This is a genomic window from Streptomyces sp. NPDC046465 (assembly GCF_040646035.1).
Classification (GTDB): domain Bacteria; phylum Actinomycetota; class Actinomycetes; order Streptomycetales; family Streptomycetaceae; genus Streptomyces.
In genome coordinates this window covers 93,069-118,089 of the sequence record NZ_JBEYZK010000007.1, presented here as the reverse complement: position 1 = coordinate 118,089, position 25,021 = coordinate 93,069, and the positions used below count along the sequence as shown (strand labels likewise).

Genomic DNA, 25,021 nt, shown 5'->3' with positions numbered 1-25,021 from the left:
CGGTGGGGGCATGAGTGAAGTCGGCGGTATCAGTCAAACCAGTACAGAGCGCCTCGTGTTGGGCGACGTCGAGATCAGCCGCGTCGTCGAAGTGGAGAGGCTGGCCCTCGGCGCCGAGGCGATCGTGCCCGACGCGCCCGGAGAAGTGTGGCGCGAGAACACCGACTGGCTCGCGCCCGATCACTGGGACCCGGCCAGTGGCGACGCCCTCGCTGTCGTGCAGACCTGGGTGCTGCGGAGCGAGGGGAAGACCATCCTCGTCGACACGGGCATCGGCAACGGGCGGGAACGGCCCGGAGTACCCCTCTTCGAGCACCTCGACACCGACTACCTCGACCGGCTCGCCGCCGCCGGGGTGCGCCCCGAGGACGTCGACATCGTCGTCAACACCCATCTGCACGCCGATCACATCGGCTGGAACACCAGGGAGGGGCACGGGAGTTGGGTGCCCACCTTCCCCAACGCCAGCTACCTCATGCCCGCCGCCGACCTCGCCTACTTCGGCCCCGAGCGCGGTGACGCCGTCCGCGTCGACCACCGGTACGGCATCGCGGACGCCGTCACGCCCGTCGTACAGGCGGGCCAGGCCGTGCTGTGGGAGGGCGCCCACCGCATCGACTCCCACCTCACCCTGGAGGCCGCGCCCGGCCATACCCCCGGCTCCTCCGTGCTGCGGCTGACGTCCGGCACCGACCGCGCCGTCTTCACGGGCGACCTGTTCCACGTCCCGGTGCAGATCCTCGAACCGTGCTGCAGCAGCGGTTTCTGCGAGGACCCGAAGGGAGCGGCGGAGTCCCGTGTCCGGGTTCTCGGGCGGGCGGCGGACGAGGGGGAGCTGGTGATCCCCGCGCACTTCGGCGGGTCGGGGGCGGTGGAGGTGCGGCGTCGTCAGGGGGAGAAGTTCGCGATCAGCCGGTGGGTGTCATGACCGCCGACTCGCCCTTCCTCGGGGCGTTCTCGACCTTCCTTCCCGTCGTCCCGGCGTAAAGTCCGCCGATCCCCCACGCCTGCGCCATCGCGTCCGCGAACGCCCCCGCCAGCTTGTGTTCGCCGCTCGCGTTCGGGTGCGTGCCGTCGTACGTGTCCACGTGGATGTCGTACGACGGCGGGCGCGCGGCCAGGAGCAGGGGCGAGGGGGCGGAGTCCAGGTCCGCCACCGTCTTCGCGAGGAGTTCGTTGAAGTGGGCGACCTCGGCGGCGAAGGGCGCGTCCGACTCGGCGCGGATGTTGGGGATGACGGGGAGCAGGACCATCCGGATGTGGGGGTTCGCCGTGCGGGCCGCCCCGACGAAGGTGCGGACGTTGTGCGCCGTCTGCTCCGCGTTCGTGTAGAAGCCCAGGTCGATCAGGCCGAGCGAGACGAGCAGGATGTCGGCGGGGTCGCGGGTCAGCGCGTCGGCGATCCGAGGGGCCAGGTGCTGCCAGCCCTCGCCCCAGCCCGCGAGATGGTGGCGGGGGAAGTCGGGGGACGCGTCCGCGTAGTCGTGGGAGAGGGGCTCGCCCGCCGTCTTGTCGTAGAGGGCGGTGCGTGGGCCGACCACGGCGACGCCCTCGGGGCCGAGGGCGTCGCGCAGGTGGCGCCACATCCGGTACCGCCAGGTATGTTCCCCGGCGCTTCCGATCGTCATGGAGTCGCCGACGAACATGAACCTGAGCATCCGCTCATCATCGCGGATCGGGGGCGCCGACTGCGATGTGAGGCTGCGCACGCTGCGATGTGAGGCTGCGCACGCCGCGATGTGAGGCTGCGCACGCCGCCCGCGCGGGCGGATGGCACGCTTGGGCCCATGCGTACGCTTCGGGCTGTTCCGTCAGTTCTCGCCGGTGCCGTACTGGTCTTCGCCGTGGCCGTGCCTGCCGCACCCGCCGTGGCCGACGACCACGACGGGTTCACGATCAAGGATCCACGGATCATCGAGTCCAGCGGTCTGGCCGCCTCCCGCGCCCACCCCGGCATCTACTGGACGCACAACGACCAGGACAAGGGCGCCTTCCTGTACGCGGTCGACTCGAAGACGGGGGAGACGGTCGCCACCGTCACGATGACCGGCGTGGGCGCCCCGCGCGACGTCGAGGCGATCTCGGTCGGCAGCGACGGCAACATCTACGTCGGCGACATCGGCGACAACCTCAACGGCACCTGGAAGAACGTCTGGATCTACCAGCTCCCCGAGCCGAAGCAGCTCAAGAACCAGACGGTCCGCGCCACCCAGTACGTCGTGAAGTACGCCGACGGGGCGCGGGACGCCGAGGCGATGATGGTCCACCCGAAGACCGGGCGGATCTACATCGTGAGCAAGAACGAGGACGGCGGCGGGCTGTACGAGGGCCCGGAGCGGATGTCCGCCTCCGGCACGAACGTCTTCAAGCGCGTCTCCGACATCGACCTCTGGGTGACCGACGGCGCCTTCTCGCCGAACGGCAAGCAGCTCGCTGTGCGCGGTTACTTCGGCGGCGTCTGGTACGCGTGGCAGGGCGACGGCAAGAAGCCGCAGCGCAAGGGCCGCCTGAGCGTGCCGCTGCAGCGGCAGGGCGAGTCCGTCACGTACACCCTGGACGGCACGACCCTGATGTACGGCAGCGAGGGCGCGCAGAGCGAGGTGGAGCCGGTCGAGGCGCCCGGCGGGGGCGGCAGCGGCGACGCCGACTCCTCTTCGGGGAACGGGGGTACGGCCCGCGAGGGTGACGACGACCCGTTCCTCAGCGGCAGCCTCAAGACGGGCGCCGTCGTCGTCGGAGCCGTGCTGCTCGCCGTGTTCGGCTTGAAGCGGCTGGGGCGGCGCGGCGGCAAGTAGCCAGTAGCCAGTAGTAAGTAGCCAGTAGCCAGTAGCCAGTAGCAAGTAGTCCGAAGGGACCGGCGGCTCACTCCTGCGCGCGCCGGGCGGCCACCAGCACGTCCAGGCCGTCCAGGAGGCGCTGCAGGCCGAACTCGAAGTGGTCGAAGTCCGGGCCGAACGAGTCGTGCGAGAGGTGCGCGAGGGTCGGGTAGCGGCCGCTGCGCATGATCCGGTCGAGGGTCGGGGCCTGCGCCTCCCAGAACGCCTCGTCCGTCAGGCCGGTCTTCTTCGCCGCCTCCGCCTCGTGCACCTGGGTGCGGGCGACCCCGGTGACGTACCCCTCGGTCATGACGATCACGCCGACCAGTTCGGGGTCGGTCAGGCCCATCGACTTGATCCGGGACAGGGTGCGGTCGAGGCCGCCGACGGAGCCGGGGCCGAGCACCGGGCGGGCCTGGTTGGCGTGGAGCAGCCAGGGGTGGCGGCGGTAGAGGACGAGGGTCGCGCGGGCGTACTCCTCGATGCCCTCGCGCCAGCCGCCCGTCCAGGGCCCGTCCTCCTCGGGGGGCGTGTGCACGCGGTCCAGCATCAGGTCGACGAGGTCGCCCTTGCCGGGGACGTAGCGGTACAGGGACATCGTGCCGGTGCCGAGTTCCGTGGCCAGGCGGCGCATGGAGACCGCCGCGAGCCCCTCGGCGTCGGCGAGACGCACCGCCTCCGTGACGATCCGGTCCAGGGTGAGCCCCGGCTTGGGGCCCCGGGCCGGGCGTCCGCCCTCGCCCCAGAGCAGGTCCAGGCTGCGGGTGATGTCGCTGCCGGTGCGCCGGTCGTCGCCGCCGTTGGTGCTCGTCATGGCGCTCACTTTAATCGCCGGAACAGAAACTGGGTACGGTGTACCCGTAAAACTGAGTACGGTGTACTCTAATCTGAGTACGGCGTACTCAGAGGGTGGGTTCGCGGTGGGGCTCGGGAAGGGGCAGCGATGAACGGGATCGGCATCAGGAGCGGGAGCGGGGTCGGGAGCGGCGGCGGCAGCGGGAGCGGCAGCGGGAGCGGGAGCGGCTATGCGGTGCTGGCCGAGGGGCTGGTGAAGCGGTACGGGGAGAAACACGCCCTCAACGGCTTCGACCTGCACGTCGAACCGGGCACGGTGCACGGGCTCCTCGGGCCCAACGGCGCGGGCAAGACCACCGCCGTACGCATCCTCGCCACCCTCGTCCGGCTCGACGGCGGCCGCGCCGAGGTGGCCGGCGCGGACGTGGCGCGCGAACCGGCGCACGTCCGCAACCGCATCGGCCTCACCGGGCAGTACGCGGCCGTCGATGAGATCCTCACCGGACGGCAGAACCTGGAGATGTTCGGCCGCCTCTTCCACCTGGGCGCCAAGCGCGCGGCGCTGCGCGCCCAGGAACTCCTGGAACAGTTCCACCTCCAGGACGCGGCGGAGAAGGGCGCGGGCCAGTACAGCGGCGGCATGCGGCGCAGGCTCGACCTCGCCGCCTCGATGATCCTCGCGCCCGCCGTCCTCTTCCTCGACGAGCCGACCACCGGGCTCGACCCGCGCAGCCGCCTCGAAGTGTGGGACACCGTCCGGGAGCTGGTCGCGGGCGGCACGACCGTGCTGCTCACCACCCAGTACCTGGAGGAGGCCGACCGGCTCGCCTCCCGCATCACCGTCATCGACCGTGGCCGGGCCATCGCCGACGACACCCCCGAGGGCCTGAAGAACACCGTGGGCGGCAGCCACCTCGACGTCGTCGTGCGTGAAGCCGCCGACCTGCCCGCCGTGGCCAAGACCGTCGCCCGCGTCTGCGACGGCGAACCCGTCACCTTCGACCTGGAACGCCGCGTACAGGCCGCCGTGACCGACCGCGTCGCCGCCCTCACGGACGTGGCGCGGACCCTGCGCGACGAAGGCATCGCCGTCGAGGACATCGGGCTGCGCAGGCCGAGCCTGGACGACGTGTTCCTGCGCCTGACCGGCGAGACCCACGGGACGGAGGCCGCCGCATGAGCGTCGCCCTCACCACCGACTCCCTCGCGCAGGGCTCCCACGGACGCCTCTTCTGGGCCCTCGCCGACAGCTGGAACGTCACCCGCCGCTACCTCACCCACTTCCTGCGCCAGCCCGTCACCATCGCCTGGCAGCTGGGCTTTCCCATCATCAGCGTGCTGCTGTACGGCTTCGTGTTCGGCGAGGCGATGAAAGTGCCGGGCGGCGGGGACGACGGTGACTACAAACAGTTCCTGATGCCCGGCATGTTCGTGATGACCATGGCCTTCGGGTTCATGAACACCGCGATGGGGGTCGTGACGGACGCGACGAAAGGCGTCATCGACCGCTTCCGCTCGATGCCGATGGCGCCCTCCGCCGTGGCATCGGGGCGCGGCCTCGCCGATCTCATCGTGGCCTGCGCCGAGCTGACCATCCTCGCCCTGACCGCGCTCGCCATCGGCTGGCGCTCCAGCGCGGGCCTGCCCGACACGCTGCTCGCCTTCGGACTGCTGCTGTTCCTGCGGTTCAGCTTGATCTGGGTCGGCGTCTACCTCGGCCTGGTCGTGCCGAGCCCCGAGGCGGCGGGTGGCCTGTACGCGGTGGCCTTCCCGCTCACGATGATCTCCAGCGTCTTCGTGGCACCGTCCCTCATGCCGGACTGGCTGGCCCCGGTGGCCGCGTGGAACCCCGTCTCATCGACGGGTACGGCCATCCGCGAGCTCTTCGGCAACCCCGGCGCGGGCGGCGGCAGCTGGGTCGAGCAGCACGCGGTCCTGATGGCGGTGGTGTGGCCGGTGGTGATCTCGCTGGTGTTCTTGCCGCTGGCGGTACGGAGGTTCAGGGGCTTGAGCCGCTGACGTTCGGGGCGCCCCCGTAAGGGGCGCGGGGAACTGCGCGACCAGCCACGGCGAACCCGCAGCTGGTCGCGCAGCGAATCCCTACAGCTTGTCGATGACGTAGTCGATGCACTTGGTGAGCGCCTCGACATCCGCCGGGTCGATCGCCGGGAACATCGCCACGCGCAGCTGGTTGCGGCCCAGCTTGCGGTACGGCTCCGTGTCCACGATCCCGTTGGCGCGCAGGGCCTTGGCGACCGCCGACGCGTCGATCTCGTCCGCGAAGTCGATCGTGCCGATGACCTGCGACCGCTTCGCCGGGTCCGTGACGAACGGCGTCGCGTACTTGGACTCCTCGGCCCAGCCGTACAGCGTGCGCGAGGACGCGGCGGTGCGGCCGGTCGTGAACTCCAGGCCGCCCTGCGAGTTCATCCAGTCCAGCTGCTCGGCGAGCAGGAAGAGCGTCGCGAGGGCCGGGGTGTTGTACGTCTGGTTCTTGCGGGAGTTGTCGATCGCCGTGGGGAGACTGAAGAACTCCGGGACGTGGCGGCCGGACGCGTGGACGCGCTCGGCGCGCTCGATCGCCGCCGGGGAGAACGCGGCCAGCCACAGGCCGCCGTCCGAGGCGAACGACTTCTGCGGGGCGAAGTAGTAGACGTCCGTCTCCGCGATGTCGACCGGCAGGCCGCCCGCGCCGGACGTGGCGTCCACCAGGACGAGGGAGCCGGAGTCCGCACCGGCCACGCGCTTGATCGGTGCCGCGACGCCGGTGGAGGTCTCGTTGTGCGTGAAGGCGTAGACGTCGACGCCCGCCTCCGCCTTCGGGTCGGGGTGCGTGCCCGGCTCGCTCGCGATCACGGTCGGCTCGGCCAGCCACGGGGCGAGCTTCGACGCCTTCGCGAACTTGGAGGAGAACTCGCCGAAATTGAGGTGCTGCGACTTGTTCTCGATCAGGCCGTGCGTCGCCACGTCCCAGAACGCGGTGGAGCCGCCGTTGCCGAGGATCACCTCGTACCCCTCGGGGAGGGAGAAGAGGTCGGCGATGCCCTCACGCACGCGGCCGACCAGGTTCTTGACCGGGGCCTGGCGGTGGGAGGTACCGAGGAGGGAGGTGCCGGTCGCGGCCAGGGCGTCCAGCGCCTCCGTACGCACCTTGGAGGGGCCCGCGCCGAAACGGCCGTCGGCGGGCTTCATGTCAGCGGGAATCTGGATCTCAGCCACGGGGGGAGCCTAGCGGCTCAGGGTGCGCCGTCTCCCGGGTGTCCGTCGGCTGAGATCCTTGGCCACCCGGCGTGGGCGACTCGGGGCTCTGCCCCGGACCCCGCTCCTCAATCGCCGGAGGGGCTGAAATGGCCGCCGGAGGGGCTCAAGACGGTCGGCAGCTCGTACAAGTCGTTCTGCGTCACCACCGGCTTGTTGCGCAGAGCGCCGTGTGGGACCGCCAGTCGCAGGTTCGGGAAGCGGGCGTACAGGGCCGGGAGGGCTACGCCCGCCTCCAGGCGGGAGAGGGCCGCGCCGGGGCAGACGTGGGGGCCGTGGCCGAAGGAGATGTGGCGGGTCGGCGACGTGCGGGTGATGTCGAAGTCGCCTGCCGTGGGGCCGTGCGCGGCCTCGTCGCGGCCTATCGCGCCGTACGAGACGATCAGCGCGTCACCTTGGCGGATCACCTTGTCGCCGACAGGGACGTCCTCCGCGGCGAAGCGGATCAGGACGTGCGAGGTGGGGGTCGCGTACCGCAGGGTTTCCTCGATCACCGCGTCCCAGCCGATCCCGCCCGCGCGGACGAGCGCGAGCTGGTCGGGGTGGGCGGCGAGGTTCACGACCGCGTTGACGATGAGGGAGATCGTCGTCTCGTGGCCCGCGGCGACCATCAGCTGGAGCGTGGAGACGATCTCCGCGTCGGTGAGGTGGTCGCCGTTCTCGGAGGCCTGGACCAGGGCGCTGGTCAGGTCGTCGCCGGGCTCCGCGCGGCGGGCCGCGACGACCTTGCCCATCATCTCGGCGAGTTCGCCGAGCGTCGCGACGACCTCTTCCGGGGGCGTCTGCGTGGAGAAGAACTTGTCGAACAGGACCTTCAGGCGCGGGTGGTCCGCCTCGTCGATGCCCATCAGGTCGCTGATGACGTACATGGGGAGCGGGTAGGCGAACTCCGCCTTCAGGTCGACCGCCGAGGAGTCGGAGTGGGAGTCGGTGGGGAGCCTGTCCAGGAGGGTGGCCGTCAGCTCAGCTATGCGGGCCCGCATGCGCTCCACCCGGCGCGGCGTCAGCGCCTGCGCCACAAGCGTGCGCATCCTGCGGTGCTCCTCGCCGTCCACCGTCAGCATGGAGCGGCCGGGGTTGGCCAGGCCGATCAGCGGCCAGTCGGCGGGGATCTCGCCGCGCCGCCAGGCGCCCCAGACCTCGATGTCCTTCACCAGCCGCTTGTCGGTGAGGAGTTGGCGGGCCTCGGCGTGGTGCGTGACCGCCCACACCGGTACGCCGCCCGGCAGCTCCGCCTCGGCGAGCGGACCCGCCGCGCGCAGCCGTGCGCTCTCCCCGTCGAGATCGGTGACGAACGGGTCCAGGGCGATGCGCGTCATCTGAGGTCTCCAAACGCTGAGGTCGGGGTCGGGGTGAAGCTCACCGGCAGGTCCGTCAGACCGCGCAGCCAGGCCGACGGGCGGCGGGTCAGGGCGTCGGCCCGCACCGCCAGGTCGAGGTCGGGCAGCCGGTCGAGGAGGACCTCGATGGCGGTCCGCGCGATGACCTCGGCGACCTCCTGGGCGGGGAACGGGCAGCGGTGCTCGCCGTGGCCGAAGGAGAAGTGCGCGCTGTTGCCGCCGGTCAGCACCGAGCCGTCGGTGCGGACCTGCGGGTCGGAGTTGGCGGCGGCGAGGCCGAGGAGGAGCAGGTCACCGGAGTTGACGCGGCGGCCGCCCAGCTGGGTGTCGCGCGACGCCCAGCGTCCCGCGACGTTCTGCGTGGGGGTGTCCTCCCACAGGACCTCGTTCATGGCCTCGGCGACGCTGTGCCTGCCGCCGAACAGGGAGGCGGCGAACCGGTCGTCGGTGAGCATCAGCCGCAGCGAGTTGCCGATCCAGTCGGCGGTCGGCTGGTGGCCCGCCGCCATCATCACCATCAGGTCCTGCGCGATCTCCTCGTCGGTGAAGCCGAGTTCCCCTTCGGCCGCCTGCGTCCGCAGCATGTACGAGGCGACGTCGTCGCCCGGCTCCGCGTGCTTGTCGGCGATGAGCCGCATCATCGAGCCGCCCAGGTGCTGCTGTCCCGCGAGGGCCCGCTCGCGGCCGTCGATCATGTCGTTCATGGCGGTGACGAGGCCGGGCCCCTGCTCGTCGGAGAAGCCGTAGATGCGGGCGAGGACGCGGACGGGGAGCAGCATCGCGTAGTCGGCGATGATGTCGGTGGCGCCCTTGCCGCAGAAGGAGTCGATGAGTTCGTCCGCGAACTGCTCGGCGTGCGCCTTGAGTTCGAAGGGGTCGACCGCTTCGAGGGCGTGCGCGATCATCGCGGCGCGCTGGGTGTGCCGCTCGCCGACGGTGTAGAGGATCGACGGCTGCTTGTGGCCGATCATCGGGAGCAGCGGCCAGTCGGCGGGGATGTTCGGCCACTGGTTCCACAGCTCGGAGTCGCGGCTGAAGAGGACCGGGTCGCCGGTGACCTGGTGCAGTTCGCGGTAGCCGAGCACCAGCCAGGCCGGTATGTCGCCGTCCAGGAGTACGGGGGCGACGGGGCCGTGGTCGCGGCGCATCTCCCGGTACAGCTGGGTCGGTTCGGTGGCGAACCGCGGGCCGGAGAGCGGTACGGGCGCGCCGCCGGCGCCGGTAACGGGGCAGGTCACTGGGTGTTCTCCTGGGAGGCGTTGCGCTGGGCCGCGTACAGCGTCTGAAGGTGTTCCACGAGCGTGATCAGCACGTCCTTGCTGGACTGCCGGGACCGGGCGTCGCAGTCGACGAGCGGCACCCCGGGGTCGAGGTCGAGGGCCTCGCGCAGCTGCTCGGGGGTGTGCGGGGAGCCGCCGAAGTCGTTGCGGGCCACGATGAACGGCGTGCCGTGGTGCTCCAGGCGGTCGATCGCGTACCAGGAGTCCTCGATGCGCCGCGGGTCCACGAGGACGACCGCGCCGAGCGTGCCGGCGAAGAGGCGGTCCCACAGGAACCAGAAGCGTTCCTGGCCGGGGGCGCCGAACAGGTAGAGGATGTTGTGCGCGTCGAGCGTGATGCGGCCGAAGTCGAAGGCGACGGTCGTGGACGTCTTGCCGCGCAGCCCGTCGAGGCCGCCCGTCTCGTCGATGCCCTGCCCGGCCTGCGTCATCGTCTCCTCGGTGTTGAGGGGACGGATCTCGCTGACGGAGCGGACGAGCGTCGTCTTGCCGACGCCGAAGCCACCGACCACGACGATCTTCAGCCCGTTGTCCGCGGTGGCGGTCAGTTCGGTCCGGGCGGGCCCGGTAGCCGCGCCGGTGGTCGTCCCGGTGGTCGCCCCGGTGGTCGCTCCGGTGGCGCTGCGTTCAGAGATTGCGGAGTCCAACGAGCACCTGCTCCAGGATGTCGGGATCGGGAAGGCTGTGGTCGGCGGCCGCGCGCGGGTGGCGGGCGCTGATCCGGCCCGCGTCGAGCAGGTCGGACAGCATGATGCGGGTGATGCTCACCGGGAGCCCGAGCTCGGCGGCGACCTCCACCATGGCGGTCGGCAGATGGCACAGGCGCAGGATCGCGGCGTGCTCGGACTGCATGCCGGGGGCCGGTCCTGACTCGGCGACGACGAGGGTCACCAGGTCGAATGGGGTGTCGGGCGCCGACCGGCTGCGTCCCCCGGTGAGGGTGTACAGCCGGTCGGGGGAGTCGTCCCGGCCGGGGCGGCTCATGAGGCGGGCAGGGTGCGGGGGGCGTCGTCCGCGCGGGGCGCGGCGCGCAGGTGCTCGCCGAGCTGCTCGACCAGCTCGCTCATGGTGTGCCCGACGAGACCCGCGTCGGCGTCCTCGGCGGCGATGACCGCGAGGTGGGCGCCCTCGCCCGCTTCGACGATGAAGAGGATGCCGCCGTAGAACTCGGCCATCGCGGAGCGGACCCCGCCGCTGCCGTCACCGAACTCGGCGGACGCGCCGTGCGAGAGGGACTGGATGCCTGCGGCTATCGCGGCGAGCTGGTCGGCCTGGTCGACGGAGAGCTCCGGGGTGCGGCACAGCTTGAGGCCGTCACGGGAGAGCACGAGGGCGTGGCGGGCGCCGGGGGTGCGCTCGAGGAGGCCTTGGAGGAGCCAGGTGAGCTTTTCGTCGGTGGTGCTGCCGGGGGCCGTGCTGCCGGGGGTCGTGCCGCCGGAGGTCGTGCTGCCGGGGGTGGTGCCGGTGGTCATCGGGGGGTCTCGCCTTCCGGGTACGGGGGAGTTGCGGTGGCGTCCGTGTCCTCGGCCGGTCCTGACGGGTCCGGCGGAGTGGGGCGGACGGCCTGACGGAAGCTGCTGAAGCGGGCCGCGGTGCTCGCCGCGGTGGCGGCGTGCGAGCGGATCTGCGTCTCGCCGGTGTCGCTGTCGGCCCGTGCCCGCTCGGCGGCGGCGAGGGTGCGGCCTCGCGGGCGCTTGGGGAGGGGCGCGGCATCGGCGGACTCGTGGGTGGGTACGGGGTCGCGGTCGATACCGTCGATGCGGTCGAGTCCGGCTGACGGGGTGTCGGAGACGGCCGGCTGCGGCTGCGGCGGCGACTGTGGCTGTGGCTGCGGGGGGCTGACCGGGATCGGGGCCGGGGGCGGGGTCAGCGCCAGGGCCTGGGCCGCGACCGGTGCCGCGTCCGAGGGGCGGGAGAGCAGCTCCTGCGGTACGAGCAGGAGTACGCCCGTACCGCCGCGCGCCGACGGCCGGAACGACACCGTGAGGCCGTGCTTGCGGGCCAGCCTGCCGACCACCGCGAGCCCGAGCCGGGTGCCCGAAAGGCCGCCGAGGCCCTTGGTCTCACCGGACACGGCGTGCTCGGCGCGGCGCTGCTGCACCGGGCCCATCACCAGGCCGCTGTCCTCCACGGAGATGATGACGCCGGCCGCCACCTCTTCGATGTAGACGTGCACTTCGGAGGTGGGCGGCGAGAAGTTCGTCGCGTTGTCGAGGAGCTCGGCCAGGGCGTGCATGACGCCCTCTGCGGCGTGGCCCGCGACCGCGACCTCGCTGGCCGAGTGGACGCGGACGCGCTGGTAGCCGCCGATGCGGCCCATCGCGCCGCGCAGGATCGACTCCATGACGATGGGCCGGGCCCAGCGGCGGCCCGAGCGGGCGCCGGTGAGCACCGCGACGGAGTCGGCGATGCGGCCGGCCTGCGCGGTGCGGTGGTCGAGGTGGAGGAGGTCGGTGAGGACGTCCTCGTCGGCGTGCCTGCCCTCCATGTCGCGCAGGTCGGCGAGCATGCCGGTGGCCAGGGCCTGCATGCGGCCCGCCGCGTTGGCGCAGGCGGCGAGGGCGGCGGCGCGTTCGGACTCGGCGCGGCGGGCGCGGACGGTCAGTTCGTTCCGCTCCCGGGCGAAGTACTCGGTGAGCGCGGTCCGCTCACGGGCCGACTCCTCGGTACGGGCGCCCTGTTCGCGTACGAGGGCGGCGGTGTACTGCCGGTTGTCCTCGACGCTGCGGCGCAGCAGGGAGTTGGTGCGGGCGGTGTGGAAGGCCAGGGTCACGGCGACGGTCAGCGCGAGGGCCGCGGCGCCGGATCCGCAGGCCAGGGGGGTACGTACGGAGGCGGGCGCGAGGGCCACGGCTGCTCCGGTGAGCGCCGCGGTGAGCACGGCGCAGGCCAGCAGGACGTAAGCGGTGGGACGCAGCGGAGGGTGCTCCGTCCCGGGGCGCGCTATGGGGGGTTGCGCGGTCATCAATCGGGGTCCTCGATCGGAAGCGACACACTCTGCTCAAGAGGGGATCACTATAGGAGAGTTGTTGGCCGAGTTGGGAATCTTCCCGTCCGGATTGTGAAAAAACGGGTGAGGCGGGGTGGCCACGAGGGGCCTGTGCGGGGGCATGCTGGGTGGTATGAGCGATCTCGACGGCGACCCCGGTGGCCCGGCGGAGAGCCGGGGAGACGGCCCGGTGCGGGGCGGGGGCGAGCAGGTCCCGGCGCGTCAGGTACCGGTGCATCAGGTTCCGGTGCATCAGGTACCGGGGCATCAGGTACCGGGGCGGCAAGTTCCGGCCCATCAGGTCCGGGTACGTCAGGCTCCGGTGGGCCGGGACGCTGTGGTGGACCTGGACGGTCTCGCGCGGGATCTGCGCGCGGCCGTACGCGGCGAGGTGGACCTCTCCGTCACCGCCCGCGCCCTGCACACCATGGACGCCTCCAACTACCGCAGGGTGCCCGCCGCCGTGGTGGCCCCGCGCGACGCCGACGACGTGGCGGCGGCCCTCGCCGTCTGCCGGGAACGCGGCGTGCCCCTCGTCCCGCGCGGCGCGGGCACCTCGATCGCCGGACAGGCCACCGGAACCGGCGTCGTCCTCGACCTCACCCGGCACATGCGCCGCATCGTCTCCCTCGACCCCGGGGAACATACCGCCGTGGTCCAGCCGGGCGTCGTCCTCGACGACCTGCGCTCGGCCGCCGCCCCGCACGGCCTCACCTTCGGCCCCGACCCCTCCACGCACAGCCGCTGCACCCTCGGCGGCATGATCGGCAACAACTCCTGCGGCTCGCACTCGGTGGCCTGGGGCACGACCGCCGACAACGTGCACGCCCTCTCCGTAGTCGACGGTTCGGGAGAGCGCCGCCGCCTCGCCCGCGGCTGGGACGGCGCCCCCGATGGGCTGCGCCCCCTCGTGGACGGCGGCCTCTCGCTGCTGCGCACCGGCTTCCCCGAACTGCCGCGCCGCATCTCCGGGTACGCCCTGGACGCGCTGCTCCCCGAACGCGGCACGGACCTCGCGCGCGCGTTCTGCGGTTCGGAGGGCACGCTCGGTGTCCTCACCGAAGCGGTCGTACGCCTCGTCGACGCGCCCCGTGCGCGGGCGCTCGCCGTCCTCGGTTACGCCGACGAGAGCGCGGCGGCCGAAGCGGCGGCCGGACTCCTGCCGTACGGTCCGCTGACCGTCGAGGGCATGGCGGCCGACCTGGTGAAGGGTGCGAACGGTCTGCCCAAGGGCGGCGCCTGGCTCTTCGTGGAGACCGGCGGCGAGAGCCCGGCGGAGGCACGCGCGCGCGGCGAGTCGATCGTGCGGGCGGCCGCGGGGGACACCGTGGACGCCCTGATCGTCGACGACCCGGCCGGGCAGCGCGCGCTGTGGCGGGTGCGCGAGGACGCCAGCGGCACGGCGACCCGGATGCCGGACGGCTCGGAGGCCTGGCCCGGCTGGGAGGACTGCGCGGTGCCGCCCGCCCGCCTCGGCGCCTACCTGCGCGACTTCAGGACGCTGCTCACCGACCACGGCCTGCGGGGCACGCCGTACGGGCACTTCGGCGACGGCTGCATCCACGTACGCATCGACTTCGATCTGCTCGGCAAGGAGGGCATCGCGCGCTTCCGGCGCTTCTCCGAAGAGCTCGCCGACGTCGTCGTCGCGCACGGAGGCTCGCTCTCCGGGGAGCACGGCGACGGACAGGCCCGCGCGGAACTGCTCCCGAAGATGTACGGCCCCGAACTCATCGATCTCTTCGGCCGCGTCAAGGACGTCTGGGACCCGGCGGGCCTGCTCAACCCGGGCATGCTCGTACGCCCGGACCCGCTGGACGCCAACCTGCGCTTCGCGCCGCTGCCGCGCGAGCCGGTCGACGTGGTCTTCGGCTATCCGCAGGACGGCGGTGACTTCTCGGCGGCGGTACGGCGATGCGTGGGCGTGGCCAAGTGCCGTACGTCGACGTCCACTTCCCCCACCGACGTGATGTGCCCCTCCTTCCGCGCCACGGGTGAGGAGGAGCACTCCACGCGCGGGCGCGCCCACCTCCTGCACGAGATGCTCGCGGGCGAGGTGGTGACGGACGGCTGGCGCTCCACCGAGGTCAAGGACGCCCTCGACCTCTGCCTGTCCTGCAAGGGCTGCCGCTCGGACTGCCCGGTGGGCGTCGACATGGCCACGTACAAGGCGGAGTTCCTGCACCACCACTACAAGGGGCGGCGCAGGCCCGCCGCCCACTACTCGATGGGCCTGCTGCCGCGCTGGCTGCGGGCCGTCGCCGCGACGCGCACCGCCCGGCTCGTCAACGCCCTGGCCCGCGTCTCCCCGTTGGCGGCGCTCGGCAAGCGGCTCGGCGGGATCGCACCGGAGCGGGCCGTGCCCGAGGTGGCGCAGCGTACGTTCCGGCGGTGGTGGCGCGGGCGGCGGCGGGCCGCGGGCGCCGCCGCCCCGCACGTCGTGCTCTGGCCCGATACTTTCACCGACCATCTCTCGCCCTCGGTGGGGCGGGCCGCGGTGGCGGTCCTTGAGGACGCCGGGCTCAGCGTCGCGGTGCCGCCGCGTGGCGTGTGCTGCGGGCTGACGTACGTCTCGACGGGCCAGCTCGACCGGGCCCGCGCCGTGCTGCGCGCCACGCTCGACCGGATGGAGCCCGTCCTCGACGCGGGGACGCCGGTCGTCGTCCTGGAGCCGAGCTGCGCCGCCGCCCTCAAGGCCGACCTCGCCGAACTGCTCGGGGACGACCCGCGCGCGGAGCGGCTCGCCGCGGCCGTCCGCACGTTCGCGCAGGCCCTGGAGGAGCTGGCCCCCGAGTGGCGGCCGCCGCGGGTCGACCGGAGCGTCGTCGGCCAGACCCACTGCCACCAGCACGCGGTCCTCGGCGACGCGGCGGAAGCCCGCCTACGGGCGAAGGCGGGCTTGGTGGGCACCCTGAGCGGCGGCTGCTGCGGCCTCGCCGGGAACTTCGGCTTCGAACGCGGCCACTACGAAGTCTCCAAGGCCTGCGCGGAGGAGCAGCTGCTGCCTTCGGTGACGGCGGCGCCCCCCGACGCGGCAGTCCTGGCCGACGGCTTCTCCTGCCGAACCCAGCTGACGCACCTGGCGGGGATCCGGGCCCAGCACTTGGCGGAGCTCCTGGCGAAGTCCCTCGAAACCGGACCCGAGGACAGCCACTGAGGGTGCGGGGGCTGTTGTGCGGGTGCGGGTCGTGGTGGGTTGCTCGCGCAGTTCCCCGCGCCCCCTGCGGGGCTGTCGTGCGGGTTCTCGCAGACGCGTTTGCCTCGGGTGGGGCTGTTGTGTGGGTGCGGGTTGTGGTGGGTTGCTCGCGCAGTTCCTCGCGCCCCTTAGGGAGGCGTGGTGGGGTGTTTTTGGGGGTGCGGGGCTCTGGGCGTTCAGCCCGGATGTGCCCGCGGGGGCTGTTGTGTGGGTGCGGGTTGTGGTGGGTTGCTCGCGCAGTTCCTCGCGCCCCTTAGGGAGGCGTGGTGGGGTGTTTTTGGGGGCGCGGGGAACTGCGCGCTCCGCCCAGACGCGCCCGCAGGGGTCGTCGCGCGGGTGTCCGCGATGGTGTTTGCCCCTGGCGCGGGTGGCGCCGGGTGTTTTTAGGGGCGCGGGGAACTGCGCGAGCAACCCGGACGCGCCTGCAGAGGCCCCCGCACGGGCGGCGGGAACGTCCCCGGGTGCGGGTGGGGCTACCCCCGGAGATGGCGAGACCCCGGACCCGGGGTCCGACCCGTGGATAAGGGTTGCGTACAGCAGTGAAAGGGCTCCACAATCCTGTCGTAGTGCACTGCCTTGGACGGTGGAGTCCAGGAACATGAACCGACCATGAACCCCGGGTAAGTGCGGCAACGCACCAGGAAAGGCTCGCCCGTGAAGGTCTCCCGCAGCGATCAGGCAGCACCCCCGGCGACCCCGGCGCCCTCGCCCGAGAGTCCCGTGGCGGCGGCACCCCAGCCGGGCCTCCGCAGCCGACTCGGCCCCGTCGGCCTCGTCCTCGCGGGCGGCATCTCCGTACAGTTCGGCGGCGCCGTCGCGGTGAGCGTGATGCCGCGGGTCGGCGCCGTCGGCATCGTCGCGCTGCGCCTCGTCTTCGCGGCACTCGTCCTGCTCGTCGTATGCCGGCCGAAGGTACGCGGGCATTCGCGCGCCGACTGGGGCACCGTCATAGCCTTCGGCGTCGCCATGGCGGGCATGAACGGCCTCTTCTACCAGTCCGTCGCCCGCATCCCCATGGGCCCCGCCGTCACCCTTGAGGTCCTCGGACCCCTCGCGCTCTCCGTCCTCGCCTCGCGCCGCGCGATGAACCTGGTCTGGGCGGGCCTCGCCCTCGGCGGCGTCTTCCTGCTCGGCGGCGGGGGCGGCTTCGACGGCCTCGACCCGGTCGGCGTGGCCTACGCCCTCGGCGCCGGTGCGATGTGGGCGGTGTACATCCTCTTCAGCGCGCGCACCGGACGACGCTTCCCGCAGGCCGACGGCCTGGCCCTGGCCATGGCGGTCGCCGCGGTGCTCTTCCTGCCGATCGGGATCGCCGGGGCCGGTTCGCGCCTGGTCAGGCCGGACGTGCTGGCGCTCGGCGCGGCCGTCGCGGTGATGTCGTCCGTGCTGCCGTACACCCTCGAACTCCTCGCGCTGCGTCGGCTGCCCGCGCACACCTTCGCCGTCCTGATGAGCCTGGAACCGGCCATCGCGTCCGTCGCCGGGTTCCTGATCCTGAACCAGGCCCTGTCCGTCACCGAGGCGCTTGCCATCGCCCTGGTCATCGCGGCGAGCATGGGCGCGGTGCGGACGCAGGTGGGGCGGCGCCGGGCCCGTGTGGACGAGGACCCGGTGGCGGGGTCGGCAGCCGAAGCGGTAGCCGGTGCGGCAGCCGGTGCCGTGGGGGACCCGGTGGCGGCCGCCGCAACGTCCGAGGCCGCCTCCAGCGCACGACTGGACGCCCCCTCCAAAAAGTAATGCAAGCACGCTTGCTTGTTTCTCCGGGCACTGCCATGCTCCCAGGCACTTCCCCGCGCTCTCGATCCCTGGCGAGCGGGGGAGACCATTCGTGCCCCGAGGGGAGCGTGCCGTGTCCGATGCCCTGCCCGTGCTCGACGACCTGCGCAGCGAGAGTGCGGAACTCGACCGTCTCGTAGCGGAGTTGAGCGGGGAGAGGTGGTCCCTTGCGACCCCCGCGCCCGGCTGGACCGTTGCTCACCAGATCGCCCACCTCACCTGGACGGACCGGGCCGCCCTGCTCGCCGCCACCGACCCGGACGCCTTCGCCGTCGAGGTCGAGAAGGCGGCGGCGGCACCCGGCTCGTTCGTGGACGAGGGCGCCGCGGAGGGTGCCACGCTCCCGCCCGCGGAACTGCTCGCCCGCTGGCGCACCGGACGCGACGCGCTGTGGCAGGTCCTGCGCGAGGCCCCCGCCGGTACCCGCCTGCCCTGGTACGGGCCGCCGATGGCCGTTCCCTCCATGGCGACCGCGCGGCTCATGGAGACCTGGGCGCACGGCCAGGACGTGGCGGACGCGCTCGGCGTCGCGCGGGCCGCGACCGATCGGCTGCGGCACGTGGCGCGGATCGGGGTGCGGGCCCGTGACTTCGCCTTCGCCGTACGGGGCCTGGACGCACCCGGCGAGGAGTTCCGTATCGAGCTGACCTCGCCCGGCGGCAAGGGGGAGACCTGGGCGTACGGCCCTGAGGACGCCGCCCAGCGCGTCACGGGGCCCGGCCTCGACTTCTGTCTCCTGGTCACCCAGCGCGCCCACCGCGCCGACCTCGCCCTGCGCGCGCAGGGGTCCGACGCGGACCGCTGGCTGGACATCGCGCAGGCGTTCGCGGGGCCACCGGGCGCGGGCCGCCCGCCGAAGGGAGGCACCACATGACGGCCCCCGTCCAGCCGACGGCGGAGCCCGCCCGGCGCATGACCGACCCCGCCCGGCCGACGGCGGAGCCCGCCCGGCGCATGACGGACCCCGCCCGGCCGACGACGGACCCCGCCCGGCGCATGACCGACCCCGCCCAGCCGACGACGGACCCCGCCCGGCGCATGACCGACCCCGCCCAGCCGATATCCGACCCCGCCCGGCCGATATCCGGGCCCGCCCGGCCGATAACCGGGCCCGCCCAGTCGATATCCGGGCCCGCCCAGCCGCTGACCGCACCCCCCCTCCGCATCGGCAACGCCTCCGGCTTCTACGGCGACCGGTTCGACGCGATGCGCGAGATGCTCACCGGCGGCCCCCTCGACGTCCTCACCGGCGACTACCTCGCCGAGCTCACCCTGCTCATCCTCGGCCGCGACCGGCTCAAAGACCCCACGCGCGGCTACGCCAAGACCTTCCTGCGGCAGCTTGAGGAGTGCCTCGGGCTCGCCCGGGAGCGCGGCGTGCGCATCGTCGCCAACGCGGGCGGGCTCAATCCGGCCGGGCTCGCCGACGCCGTACGGGAGCTCGCCGGACGCCTCGGGCTAGGCGACGTCAAGGTCGCGCACGTCGAGGGCGACGACCTCGGCCCCCGCTTCCCCGGCGCCCTCACCGCCAACGCCTACCTCGGCGGCGCGGGCATCGCCGCGTGCCTGACCGCCGGTGCCGACGTCGTCGTCACCGGCCGCGTCACCGACGCCGCCCTGGTCACCGGGCCCGCCGCCGCGCACTTCGGCTGGGGCCCGACGGAGTACGACAAGCTCGCGGGCGCCGTCGTCGCCGGGCACGTCCTGGAGTGCGGCGCGCAGGCCACCGGCGGCAACTACGCCTTCTTCGCCGGGCACGGCAGGGACCCGGGCAGCCTGCGCCACCCCGGCTACCCCCTCGCCGAGATCCACGAGGACGGCTCGTCCGTCATCACCAAGCACGACGGCACCGGCGGCTTCGTCGACGTCGGCACCGTCACCGCGCAGCTCCTCTACGAGACGCAGGGCGCCCGGTACGCGGGCCCCGACGTCACCGCCCGCCTCGACACGGTCGCCCTCACCGAGGAAGGCCCCGACCGCGTCCGCATCGACGGTGTGCGCGGCGAGGCGCCGCCCCCGACCCTCAAAGCGGGCCTCAACCGCCTCGGCGGCTTCCGCAACGAAGTCGTCTTCGTCCTCACAGGACTCGACATCGACGCCAAGGCCGACCTCGTCCGCGCCCAGCTGGAGGACGCCCTCGACCGTGCCAAGTCCCGCCCCGCCGAGGTGCGTTGGGAGCTGGCCCGCACCGACCGCGCCGACGCGCCCACCGAAGAGAGCGCCAGCGCCCTGCTGCGCCTCGTCTTGCGGGACGCCGACGCGGACGCGGTGGGCCGCACGCTCAGCGGCGCCGCCATCGAGCTGGCCCTCGCCAGCTACCCCGGCTTCCACGTGACCGCGCCGCCCGGCAAGGGCTCGCCCTACGGCGTCTTCGAGGCGGCGTACGTCGACCGGAACACCGTCGACCACGTGGCGGTCCTGCCCGGCGGCGAGCGCACGCGCATCGCCTCCGGCGCCGACACCCTCGTACTCGAAGATCCGCCGACGCCACCGCTGCCCGCCCCGCTCCCGCCAGGCCCCACCCGCCGCGCGCCCCTCGGCCTCGTCGCCGGAGCCCGCAGCGGCGACAAGGGCGGCGACGCCAACGTCGGCGTGTGGGCGCGGACCGACGGCGCCTGGCGGTGGCTGGCCCATGAACTGACCGTGGACCGGCTGCGCCAACTCCTGCCGGAGACGGCCGAGTTGCGCGTCGTACGCCATGACCTGCCGAATCTGCGCGCCCTGAACTTCGTCGTCGAGGGGCTGCTCGGCGAGGGCGTGGCCGCCCGCGCCCGCTTCGACCCGCAGGCCAAGGGGCTCGGGGAGTGGCTGCGCGCCCGCCACCTGGACATACCGGAGGTACTGCTGTGACCGTCCTCAGCTCCGCGCTCGACCCCGCGAGCGCCGAGTACGCCGAGCACCGCCGGGCCATGCTCGACCGGCTCGCCGAACTCGGCACCGAACAGGCCAAGGCGCTCGAAGGCGGCGGCGAGAAGTACGTCGCCCGCCACCGGGGGCGCGGCAAGCTGCTCGCCCGCGAACGCATCGAGCTGCTCCTCGACCCCGACACGCCCTTTCTGGAGCTGTCCCCGCTGGCCGCCTGGGGCAGCGACTACCCCGTCGGCGCCTCCATGGTCACCGGCATCGGCGTCGTCGAGGGCGTCGAGTGCCTGATCACCGCCAACGACCCGACGGTCAGGGGCGGCGCGTCCAACCCATGGACGCTGAAGAAAGCGTTCCGCGCCCACGAGATCGGGCACGCCAACCGGCTGCCCTCGATCCACCTGGTGGAGTCGGGCGGCGCGGACCTGCCCTCCCAGAAGGAGATCTTCATCCCGGGCGGCGCCCTCTTCAAACACCTCACGCAGTCCTCGGCAGCGGGGATTCCCACCATCGCCGTCGTCTTCGGGAACTCCACCGCGGGCGGCGCCTACGTGCCCGGCATGAGCGACCACGTGATCATGGTCAAGGAGCGCGCGAAGGTCTTCCTCGGCGGTCCGCCCCTGGTCAAGATGGCGACCGGCGAGGAGAGCGACGACGAGTCGCTCGGCGGCGCTGAGATGCACGCCCGCACCTCCGGCCTCGCCGACTACCTCGCCGAGGACGAGCGCGACGCGCTGCGCCAGGCCCGCCGCGTCGTCTCCCGCCTCAACTGGCGGAAGGCGTACGCCGATCCGGACCCGGCGACCGTCGCCGAGCCCCAGTACGACGAGGACGAGCTCCTCGGCATCGTCCCCGGCGACCTGAAGAAGCCCTTCGACCCGCGCGAGGTCGTCGCCCGCATCGTCGACGGCTCCGACTTCGACGAGTTCAAGCCGCTGTACGGGAGTTCGCTCGTCACCGGGTGGGCGAGCCTGCACGGCTACCCGGTCGGCGTCCTCGCCAACGCGCAGGGCGTCCTGTTCAGCGAGGAGTCCCAGAAGGCCGCCCAGTTCATCCAGCTGGCCAACCAGCGCGACATCCCGCTGCTCTTCCTGCACAACACCACCGGCTACATGGTCGGCAAGGAGTACGAGCAGGGCGGCATCATCAAGCACGGCGCGATGATGATCAACGCCGTGTCGAACTCGCGGGTGCCGCACCTCAGCGTCCTGATGGGCGCCTCGTACGGCGCCGGGCACTACGGCATGTGCGGGCGCGCCTACGACCCCCGCTTCCTCTTCGCCTGGCCGAGCGCCAAGTCGGCCGTCATGGGGCCGCAGCAGCTCGCGGGCGTCCTGTCGATCGTCGCCCGGCAGTCCGCCGCCGCCAAGGGCCAGCCCTACGACGATGACGCCGACGCCGCGCTGCGCGCCATGGTGGAGCAGCAGATCGAGTCCGAGTCGCTCCCGATGTTCCTGTCCGGGCGGCTCTACGACGACGGCGTCATCGATCCGCGCGACACCCGCACCGTCCTCGGTCTCTGCCTGTCCGCGATCCACACCGCCCCCTACGAGGGCGCGCGCGGCGGCTTCGGCGTCTTCCGGATGTGAGGAACTCACCATGATCAGCTCCATCCTTGTGGCCAACCGGGGCGAGATCGCCTGCCGCGTCTTCCGCACCTGCCGCGAGCTCGGCATCGCCACCGTCGCCGTGTACTCCGACGCCGACGCGGACGCCCTGCACGTGCGCGAGGCCGACACGGCGGTACGGCTGCCGGGCGCCGCGCCCTCGGATACGTACCTGCGCGGCGACCTCGTCGTGAAGGCCGCGCAGGCCGCGGGCGCCGACGCGATCCACCCCGGCTACGGCTTCCTCTCCGAGAACGCCCCCTTCGCGCGGGCCGTCCTCGACGCGGGGCTCGGCTGGATCGGCCCGCCGCCCGAGGCGATCGAGGCGATGGCGTCCAAGACACGTGCCAAGGAACTCCTTGGCATCACCCCGCTCGGCGACGTCACCGAGGCCGACCTGCCCGTCCTGGTGAAGGCGGCGGCCGGTGGCGGCGGGCGTGGCATGCGTGTCGTACGGGAACTGGCGTTGCTGGAGGGTGAGTTGGCGGCCGCGCGAGCCGAGGCCGCCAGTGCCTTCGGGGACGGTGAGGTGTTCGTCGAGCCGTACGTCGAGGGCGGACGGCACGTCGAGGTGCAGATCATGGCCGACGCGCACGGCACCGTATGGCCGCTCGGCACCCGCGACTGCACCCTGCAGCGGCGCCACCAGAAGGTCATCGAGGAGTCCCCGGCGCCCGGCCTCGCCCCCGGGCTCGTCGCCGAACTGCACGAGCGGGCCGTGCGCGCCGCCCGCGTCACCGACTACCGCGGCGCGGGCACCGTCGAGTTCCTGGTGGCCGAAGGGCGCGCGCACTTCCTGGAGATGAACACCCGCCTCCAGGTCGAACACCCCGTCACCGAGGCCGTGTTCGGCCTCGACCTGGTGGCGTTGCAGATCCGGATCGCCGAGGGCCTCGCCCTGGAGAAGGACCCACCGGCCGCGCACGGCCACGCCGTCGAGGCCCGCCTCTACGCCGAGGACCCGGCGGCCGACTGGGCCCCGCAGACCGGCACCCTGCACCGCCTCGACGTACCCGACGGAGTGCGCCTGGACACCGGCTACGCCGCGGGCGACACCATCGGCGTCCACTACGACGCCATGCTCGCCAAGGCCGTCGCATACGCCCCGACCCGCGCCGAGGCCCTGCGCAAGCTGGCGGGCGCCCTGGAACGCGCCGCCGTGCACGGCCCCGTCACCAACCGCGACCTGCTCGTACGCTCCCTGCGGCACCCCGAGTTCACCGCTGCCCGCATGGACACCGCCTTCTACGACCGGCATGCCGCCGCGCTCACCGCCCCCACACCCGACCCGCTCGCCCCGCTGGCCGCCGCGCTCGCCGACGCGCACGGCCGCTCCCGCTTCGGCGGCTGGCGCAACCTCGCGTCGCAACCGCAGGTCAAGCTCTTCAGGAGCGAGCCGGACGGGTCCGAGCACGAGGTCCGCTACCGGCACACGCGGGAGGGGCTCGACGCGGACGGGGTGCGGGTGCTCTCCGTATCCGGCGAGCGTGTCGTGCTCGAAGTCGGCACTGTGCGACGGCAGTTCACCGTGAGCGACTACGGAGGCGGTCGCGTGTACGTCGGCAACACCGCCCTGACCGCACTCCCCTTGCTCCCCGAACCGACCACCCGGCAGGAGCCGGGCTCCCTGCTCGCCCCGATGCCCGGCACCGTCGTGCGCCTGGTCGACGGGCTCGCGGTGGGGGCGCGGGTCACCGCCGGGCAGCCCCTCGTCTGGCTGGAGGCGATGAAGATGGAGCACCGCATCACCGCACCCGCCTCCGGCACGCTCACCGCCCTGCACGCCGAGCCCGGCCGCCAGGTCGAGGTCGGCGCACTGCTCGCAGTCGTAGACGTCGCAGATGCCGTACATGCCGTACGTGCCGTGGACGCAGTAGACGCCGTAGACGCCGTACAGGAGGAGCAATCCGTATGAGCACCGTCCTCGAAACCGAAGAGCACCAGGCCCTGCGCACCGCCGTCGCCGCACTCGGCCGCCGGTACGGACGCGACTACCTGACCCGCGTCGCCGGCCGCGGCGGCCACCCGGACGAGCTGTGGGCGGACGCCGCCAAGCTCGGCTACCTGGGCGTGAACCTGCCCGAGGAGTACGGGGGAGGGGGCGGCGGCATAGCCGAACTGTCCATAGTCCTGGAGGAGTTGGGCGCGGCAGGCTGCCCCCTGCTCATGATGGTCGTCTCACCCGCGATCTGCGGCACGGTCATCGCCCGCTTCGGCACCGAGGAGCAGAAGCGGGCCTGGCTGCCCGGCCTCGCCGACGGCTCGCGCACCATGGCCTTCGGGATCACCGAGCCCGACGCGGGCTCCAACTCCCACCGCATCACCACCACGGCCCGCCGCGACCCCGACTCCGGCGACTGGCTGCTGACCGGCCGCAAGGTCTTCATCTCCGGCGTCGACATCGCCGACGCGACACTGATCGTCGGCCGCACCTCGGACGCCCGCACCGGCAACCTCAAGCCGTGCCTTTTCATCGTCCCGCGCGACGCCCCCGGCTTCGAACGGCGGCAGATCGAGATGGAACTCCAGGCCGCGGAGAAGCAGTTCGAGCTCGTCCTCGACGACGTGCGGCTGCCCGCGGACGCACTTGTCGGCGACGAGGATGCGGGGCTGCTCCAGCTCTTCGCCGGGCTCAACCCGGAGCGCATCATGACGGCCGCGTTCGCGCTCGGCATGGGCCGTTACGCGCTGTCCCGCGCCGTCGAGTACGCCAAGGAACGCAGCGTGTGGAAGTCCCCGATCGGCGCCCACCAGGCCATCGCGCACCCCCTCGCGCAGTCCCACGTAGAGATCGAACTGGCCCGCCTGATGATGCAGAAGGCCGCCCGGCTCTACGACGAGGGCGACGACACCGGCGCGGGCGAGGCCGCCAACATGGCCAAACTCGCCGCCGCCGACGCCTGCGTGAAGGCCGTCGACCAGGCGGTGCACACGCTGGGCGGCAACGGCCTGACGAAGGAGTTCGGCCTCGCGTCACTGATCGTCGCGTCCCGCGTGGCACGGATCGCCCCGGTGAGCCGGGAGATGATCCTCAACTACGTCTCGCACCAGACGCTCGGCCTGCCCAAGTCCTACTGAGGCCTTATTGAGGCCCTACTGAGG

At 72.7% G+C, this 25,021-nt stretch carries 20 protein-coding genes; 11 read left to right on the top strand and 9 right to left on the bottom strand.

Annotated elements, in window-relative coordinates; genetic code table 11:
- Nucleotides 1-10 precede the first annotated feature (10 nt).
- Entirely contained in the window at nt 11-928 is a 918-nt protein-coding gene (locus tag ABZ953_RS12875) for an MBL fold metallo-hydrolase (RefSeq protein WP_361721293.1), read from the top strand.
- Here ABZ953_RS12875 and ABZ953_RS12870 read toward each other — a convergent pair.
- Nucleotides 909-1,658, bottom strand: a complete 750-nt coding sequence (locus ABZ953_RS12870; RefSeq protein WP_361721290.1) for a GDSL-type esterase/lipase family protein — start codon at nt 1,656-1,658, stop codon at nt 909-911. The genes ABZ953_RS12875 and ABZ953_RS12870 overlap by 20 nt on opposite strands.
- A gap of 129 nt (nt 1,659-1,787) precedes the next feature.
- Here ABZ953_RS12870 and ABZ953_RS12865 point away from each other — a divergent pair, with 129 nt between their 5' ends.
- A complete protein-coding gene (locus ABZ953_RS12865) occupies nt 1,788-2,795 on the top strand; it encodes a WD40 repeat domain-containing protein (protein WP_361721287.1) in 1,008 nt (335 codons plus the stop codon).
- A 67-nt stretch (nt 2,796-2,862) separates the two neighbouring features.
- On the opposite strand, the gene ABZ953_RS12860 is transcribed toward ABZ953_RS12865, so the two are convergent.
- A complete protein-coding gene (locus ABZ953_RS12860; RefSeq protein WP_361721284.1) occupies nt 2,863-3,630 on the bottom strand; it encodes a TetR/AcrR family transcriptional regulator in 768 nt (255 codons plus the stop codon).
- 129 nt (nt 3,631-3,759) lie between these two features.
- Here ABZ953_RS12860 and ABZ953_RS12855 point away from each other — a divergent pair, with 129 nt between their 5' ends.
- The gene (locus ABZ953_RS12855; RefSeq protein WP_361721281.1) at nt 3,760-4,791 is read left to right on the top strand and encodes an ATP-binding cassette domain-containing protein; all 1,032 of its coding nucleotides are present in this window, start codon (nt 3,760-3,762) and stop codon (nt 4,789-4,791) included.
- Nucleotides 4,788-5,630, top strand: a complete 843-nt coding sequence (locus ABZ953_RS12850; protein ID WP_361721278.1) for an ABC transporter permease — start codon at nt 4,788-4,790, stop codon at nt 5,628-5,630. Before ABZ953_RS12855 ends, ABZ953_RS12850 begins: the two co-directional genes overlap by 4 nt.
- Before the next feature lie 81 nt (nt 5,631-5,711).
- Here the strand turns inward: ABZ953_RS12850 and serC are convergent, their stop codons facing one another.
- The 7 genes from serC to ABZ953_RS12815 form a co-directional block, all read right to left on the bottom strand.
- Complete coding sequence (gene serC / locus ABZ953_RS12845) at nt 5,712-6,830, bottom strand: phosphoserine transaminase (protein ID WP_361721274.1); 1,119 nt, start codon at nt 6,828-6,830, stop codon at nt 5,712-5,714.
- Between the two features lie 107 nt (nt 6,831-6,937).
- Nucleotides 6,938-8,188: a cytochrome P450 gene (locus tag ABZ953_RS12840; protein ID WP_361721271.1), complete on the bottom strand. Its 1,251-nt coding sequence runs from the start codon at nt 8,186-8,188 to the stop codon at nt 6,938-6,940.
- A complete protein-coding gene (locus tag ABZ953_RS12835; protein WP_361721268.1) occupies nt 8,185-9,447 on the bottom strand; it encodes a cytochrome P450 in 1,263 nt (420 codons plus the stop codon). The genes ABZ953_RS12840 and ABZ953_RS12835 overlap by 4 nt, the downstream gene beginning before the upstream one ends.
- A complete protein-coding gene (locus tag ABZ953_RS12830) occupies nt 9,444-10,037 on the bottom strand; it encodes an ATP/GTP-binding protein (protein WP_361721894.1) in 594 nt (197 codons plus the stop codon). Before ABZ953_RS12830 ends, ABZ953_RS12835 begins: the two co-directional genes overlap by 4 nt.
- 79 nt (nt 10,038-10,116) lie before the next feature.
- Entirely contained in the window at nt 10,117-10,473 is a 357-nt protein-coding gene (locus ABZ953_RS12825) for a DUF742 domain-containing protein (protein ID WP_361721265.1), read from the bottom strand.
- Nucleotides 10,470-10,961 carry a roadblock/LC7 domain-containing protein gene (locus ABZ953_RS12820; RefSeq protein ID WP_361721262.1) on the bottom strand — a complete coding sequence of 164 codons (492 nt, stop codon included), beginning with the start codon at nt 10,959-10,961 and terminating at the stop codon, nt 10,470-10,472. Before ABZ953_RS12820 ends, ABZ953_RS12825 begins: the two co-directional genes overlap by 4 nt.
- Nucleotides 10,958-12,454, bottom strand: a complete 1,497-nt coding sequence (locus ABZ953_RS12815) for an ATP-binding protein (protein ID WP_361721259.1) — start codon at nt 12,452-12,454, stop codon at nt 10,958-10,960. Before ABZ953_RS12815 ends, ABZ953_RS12820 begins: the two co-directional genes overlap by 4 nt.
- A gap of 451 nt (nt 12,455-12,905) precedes the next feature.
- Here ABZ953_RS12815 and ABZ953_RS12810 point away from each other — a divergent pair, with 451 nt between their 5' ends.
- The 7 genes from ABZ953_RS12810 (at nt 12,906) to ABZ953_RS12780 (ending at nt 24,997) form a co-directional block, all read left to right on the top strand.
- Entirely contained in the window at nt 12,906-15,635 is a 2,730-nt protein-coding gene (locus tag ABZ953_RS12810) for an FAD-binding and (Fe-S)-binding domain-containing protein (protein WP_361721891.1), read from the top strand.
- A 759-nt stretch (nt 15,636-16,394) separates the two neighbouring features.
- Complete coding sequence (locus ABZ953_RS12805) at nt 16,395-17,411, top strand: EamA family transporter (protein WP_361721888.1); 1,017 nt, start codon at nt 16,395-16,397, stop codon at nt 17,409-17,411.
- A gap of 112 nt (nt 17,412-17,523) precedes the next feature.
- Nucleotides 17,524-18,324, top strand: coding sequence for a TIGR03084 family metal-binding protein (locus ABZ953_RS12800; RefSeq protein ID WP_361721256.1), 801 nt, complete (start codon nt 17,524-17,526; stop codon nt 18,322-18,324).
- Nucleotides 18,321-20,300 (top strand): acyclic terpene utilization AtuA family protein, encoded by a 1,980-nt coding sequence (locus ABZ953_RS12795; protein WP_361721253.1) that lies wholly within the window; start codon nt 18,321-18,323, stop codon nt 20,298-20,300. Before ABZ953_RS12800 ends, ABZ953_RS12795 begins: the two co-directional genes overlap by 4 nt.
- A complete protein-coding gene (locus ABZ953_RS12790; protein ID WP_361721250.1) occupies nt 20,297-21,901 on the top strand; it encodes a carboxyl transferase domain-containing protein in 1,605 nt (534 codons plus the stop codon). Before ABZ953_RS12795 ends, ABZ953_RS12790 begins: the two co-directional genes overlap by 4 nt.
- A gap of 10 nt (nt 21,902-21,911) precedes the next feature.
- The gene (locus tag ABZ953_RS12785) at nt 21,912-23,834 is read left to right on the top strand and encodes a biotin carboxylase N-terminal domain-containing protein (RefSeq protein ID WP_361721247.1); all 1,923 of its coding nucleotides are present in this window, start codon (nt 21,912-21,914) and stop codon (nt 23,832-23,834) included.
- The gene (locus ABZ953_RS12780; RefSeq protein WP_361721244.1) at nt 23,831-24,997 is read left to right on the top strand and encodes an acyl-CoA dehydrogenase family protein; all 1,167 of its coding nucleotides are present in this window, start codon (nt 23,831-23,833) and stop codon (nt 24,995-24,997) included. Before ABZ953_RS12785 ends, ABZ953_RS12780 begins: the two co-directional genes overlap by 4 nt.
- Nucleotides 24,998-25,021: the final 24 nt, after the last annotated feature.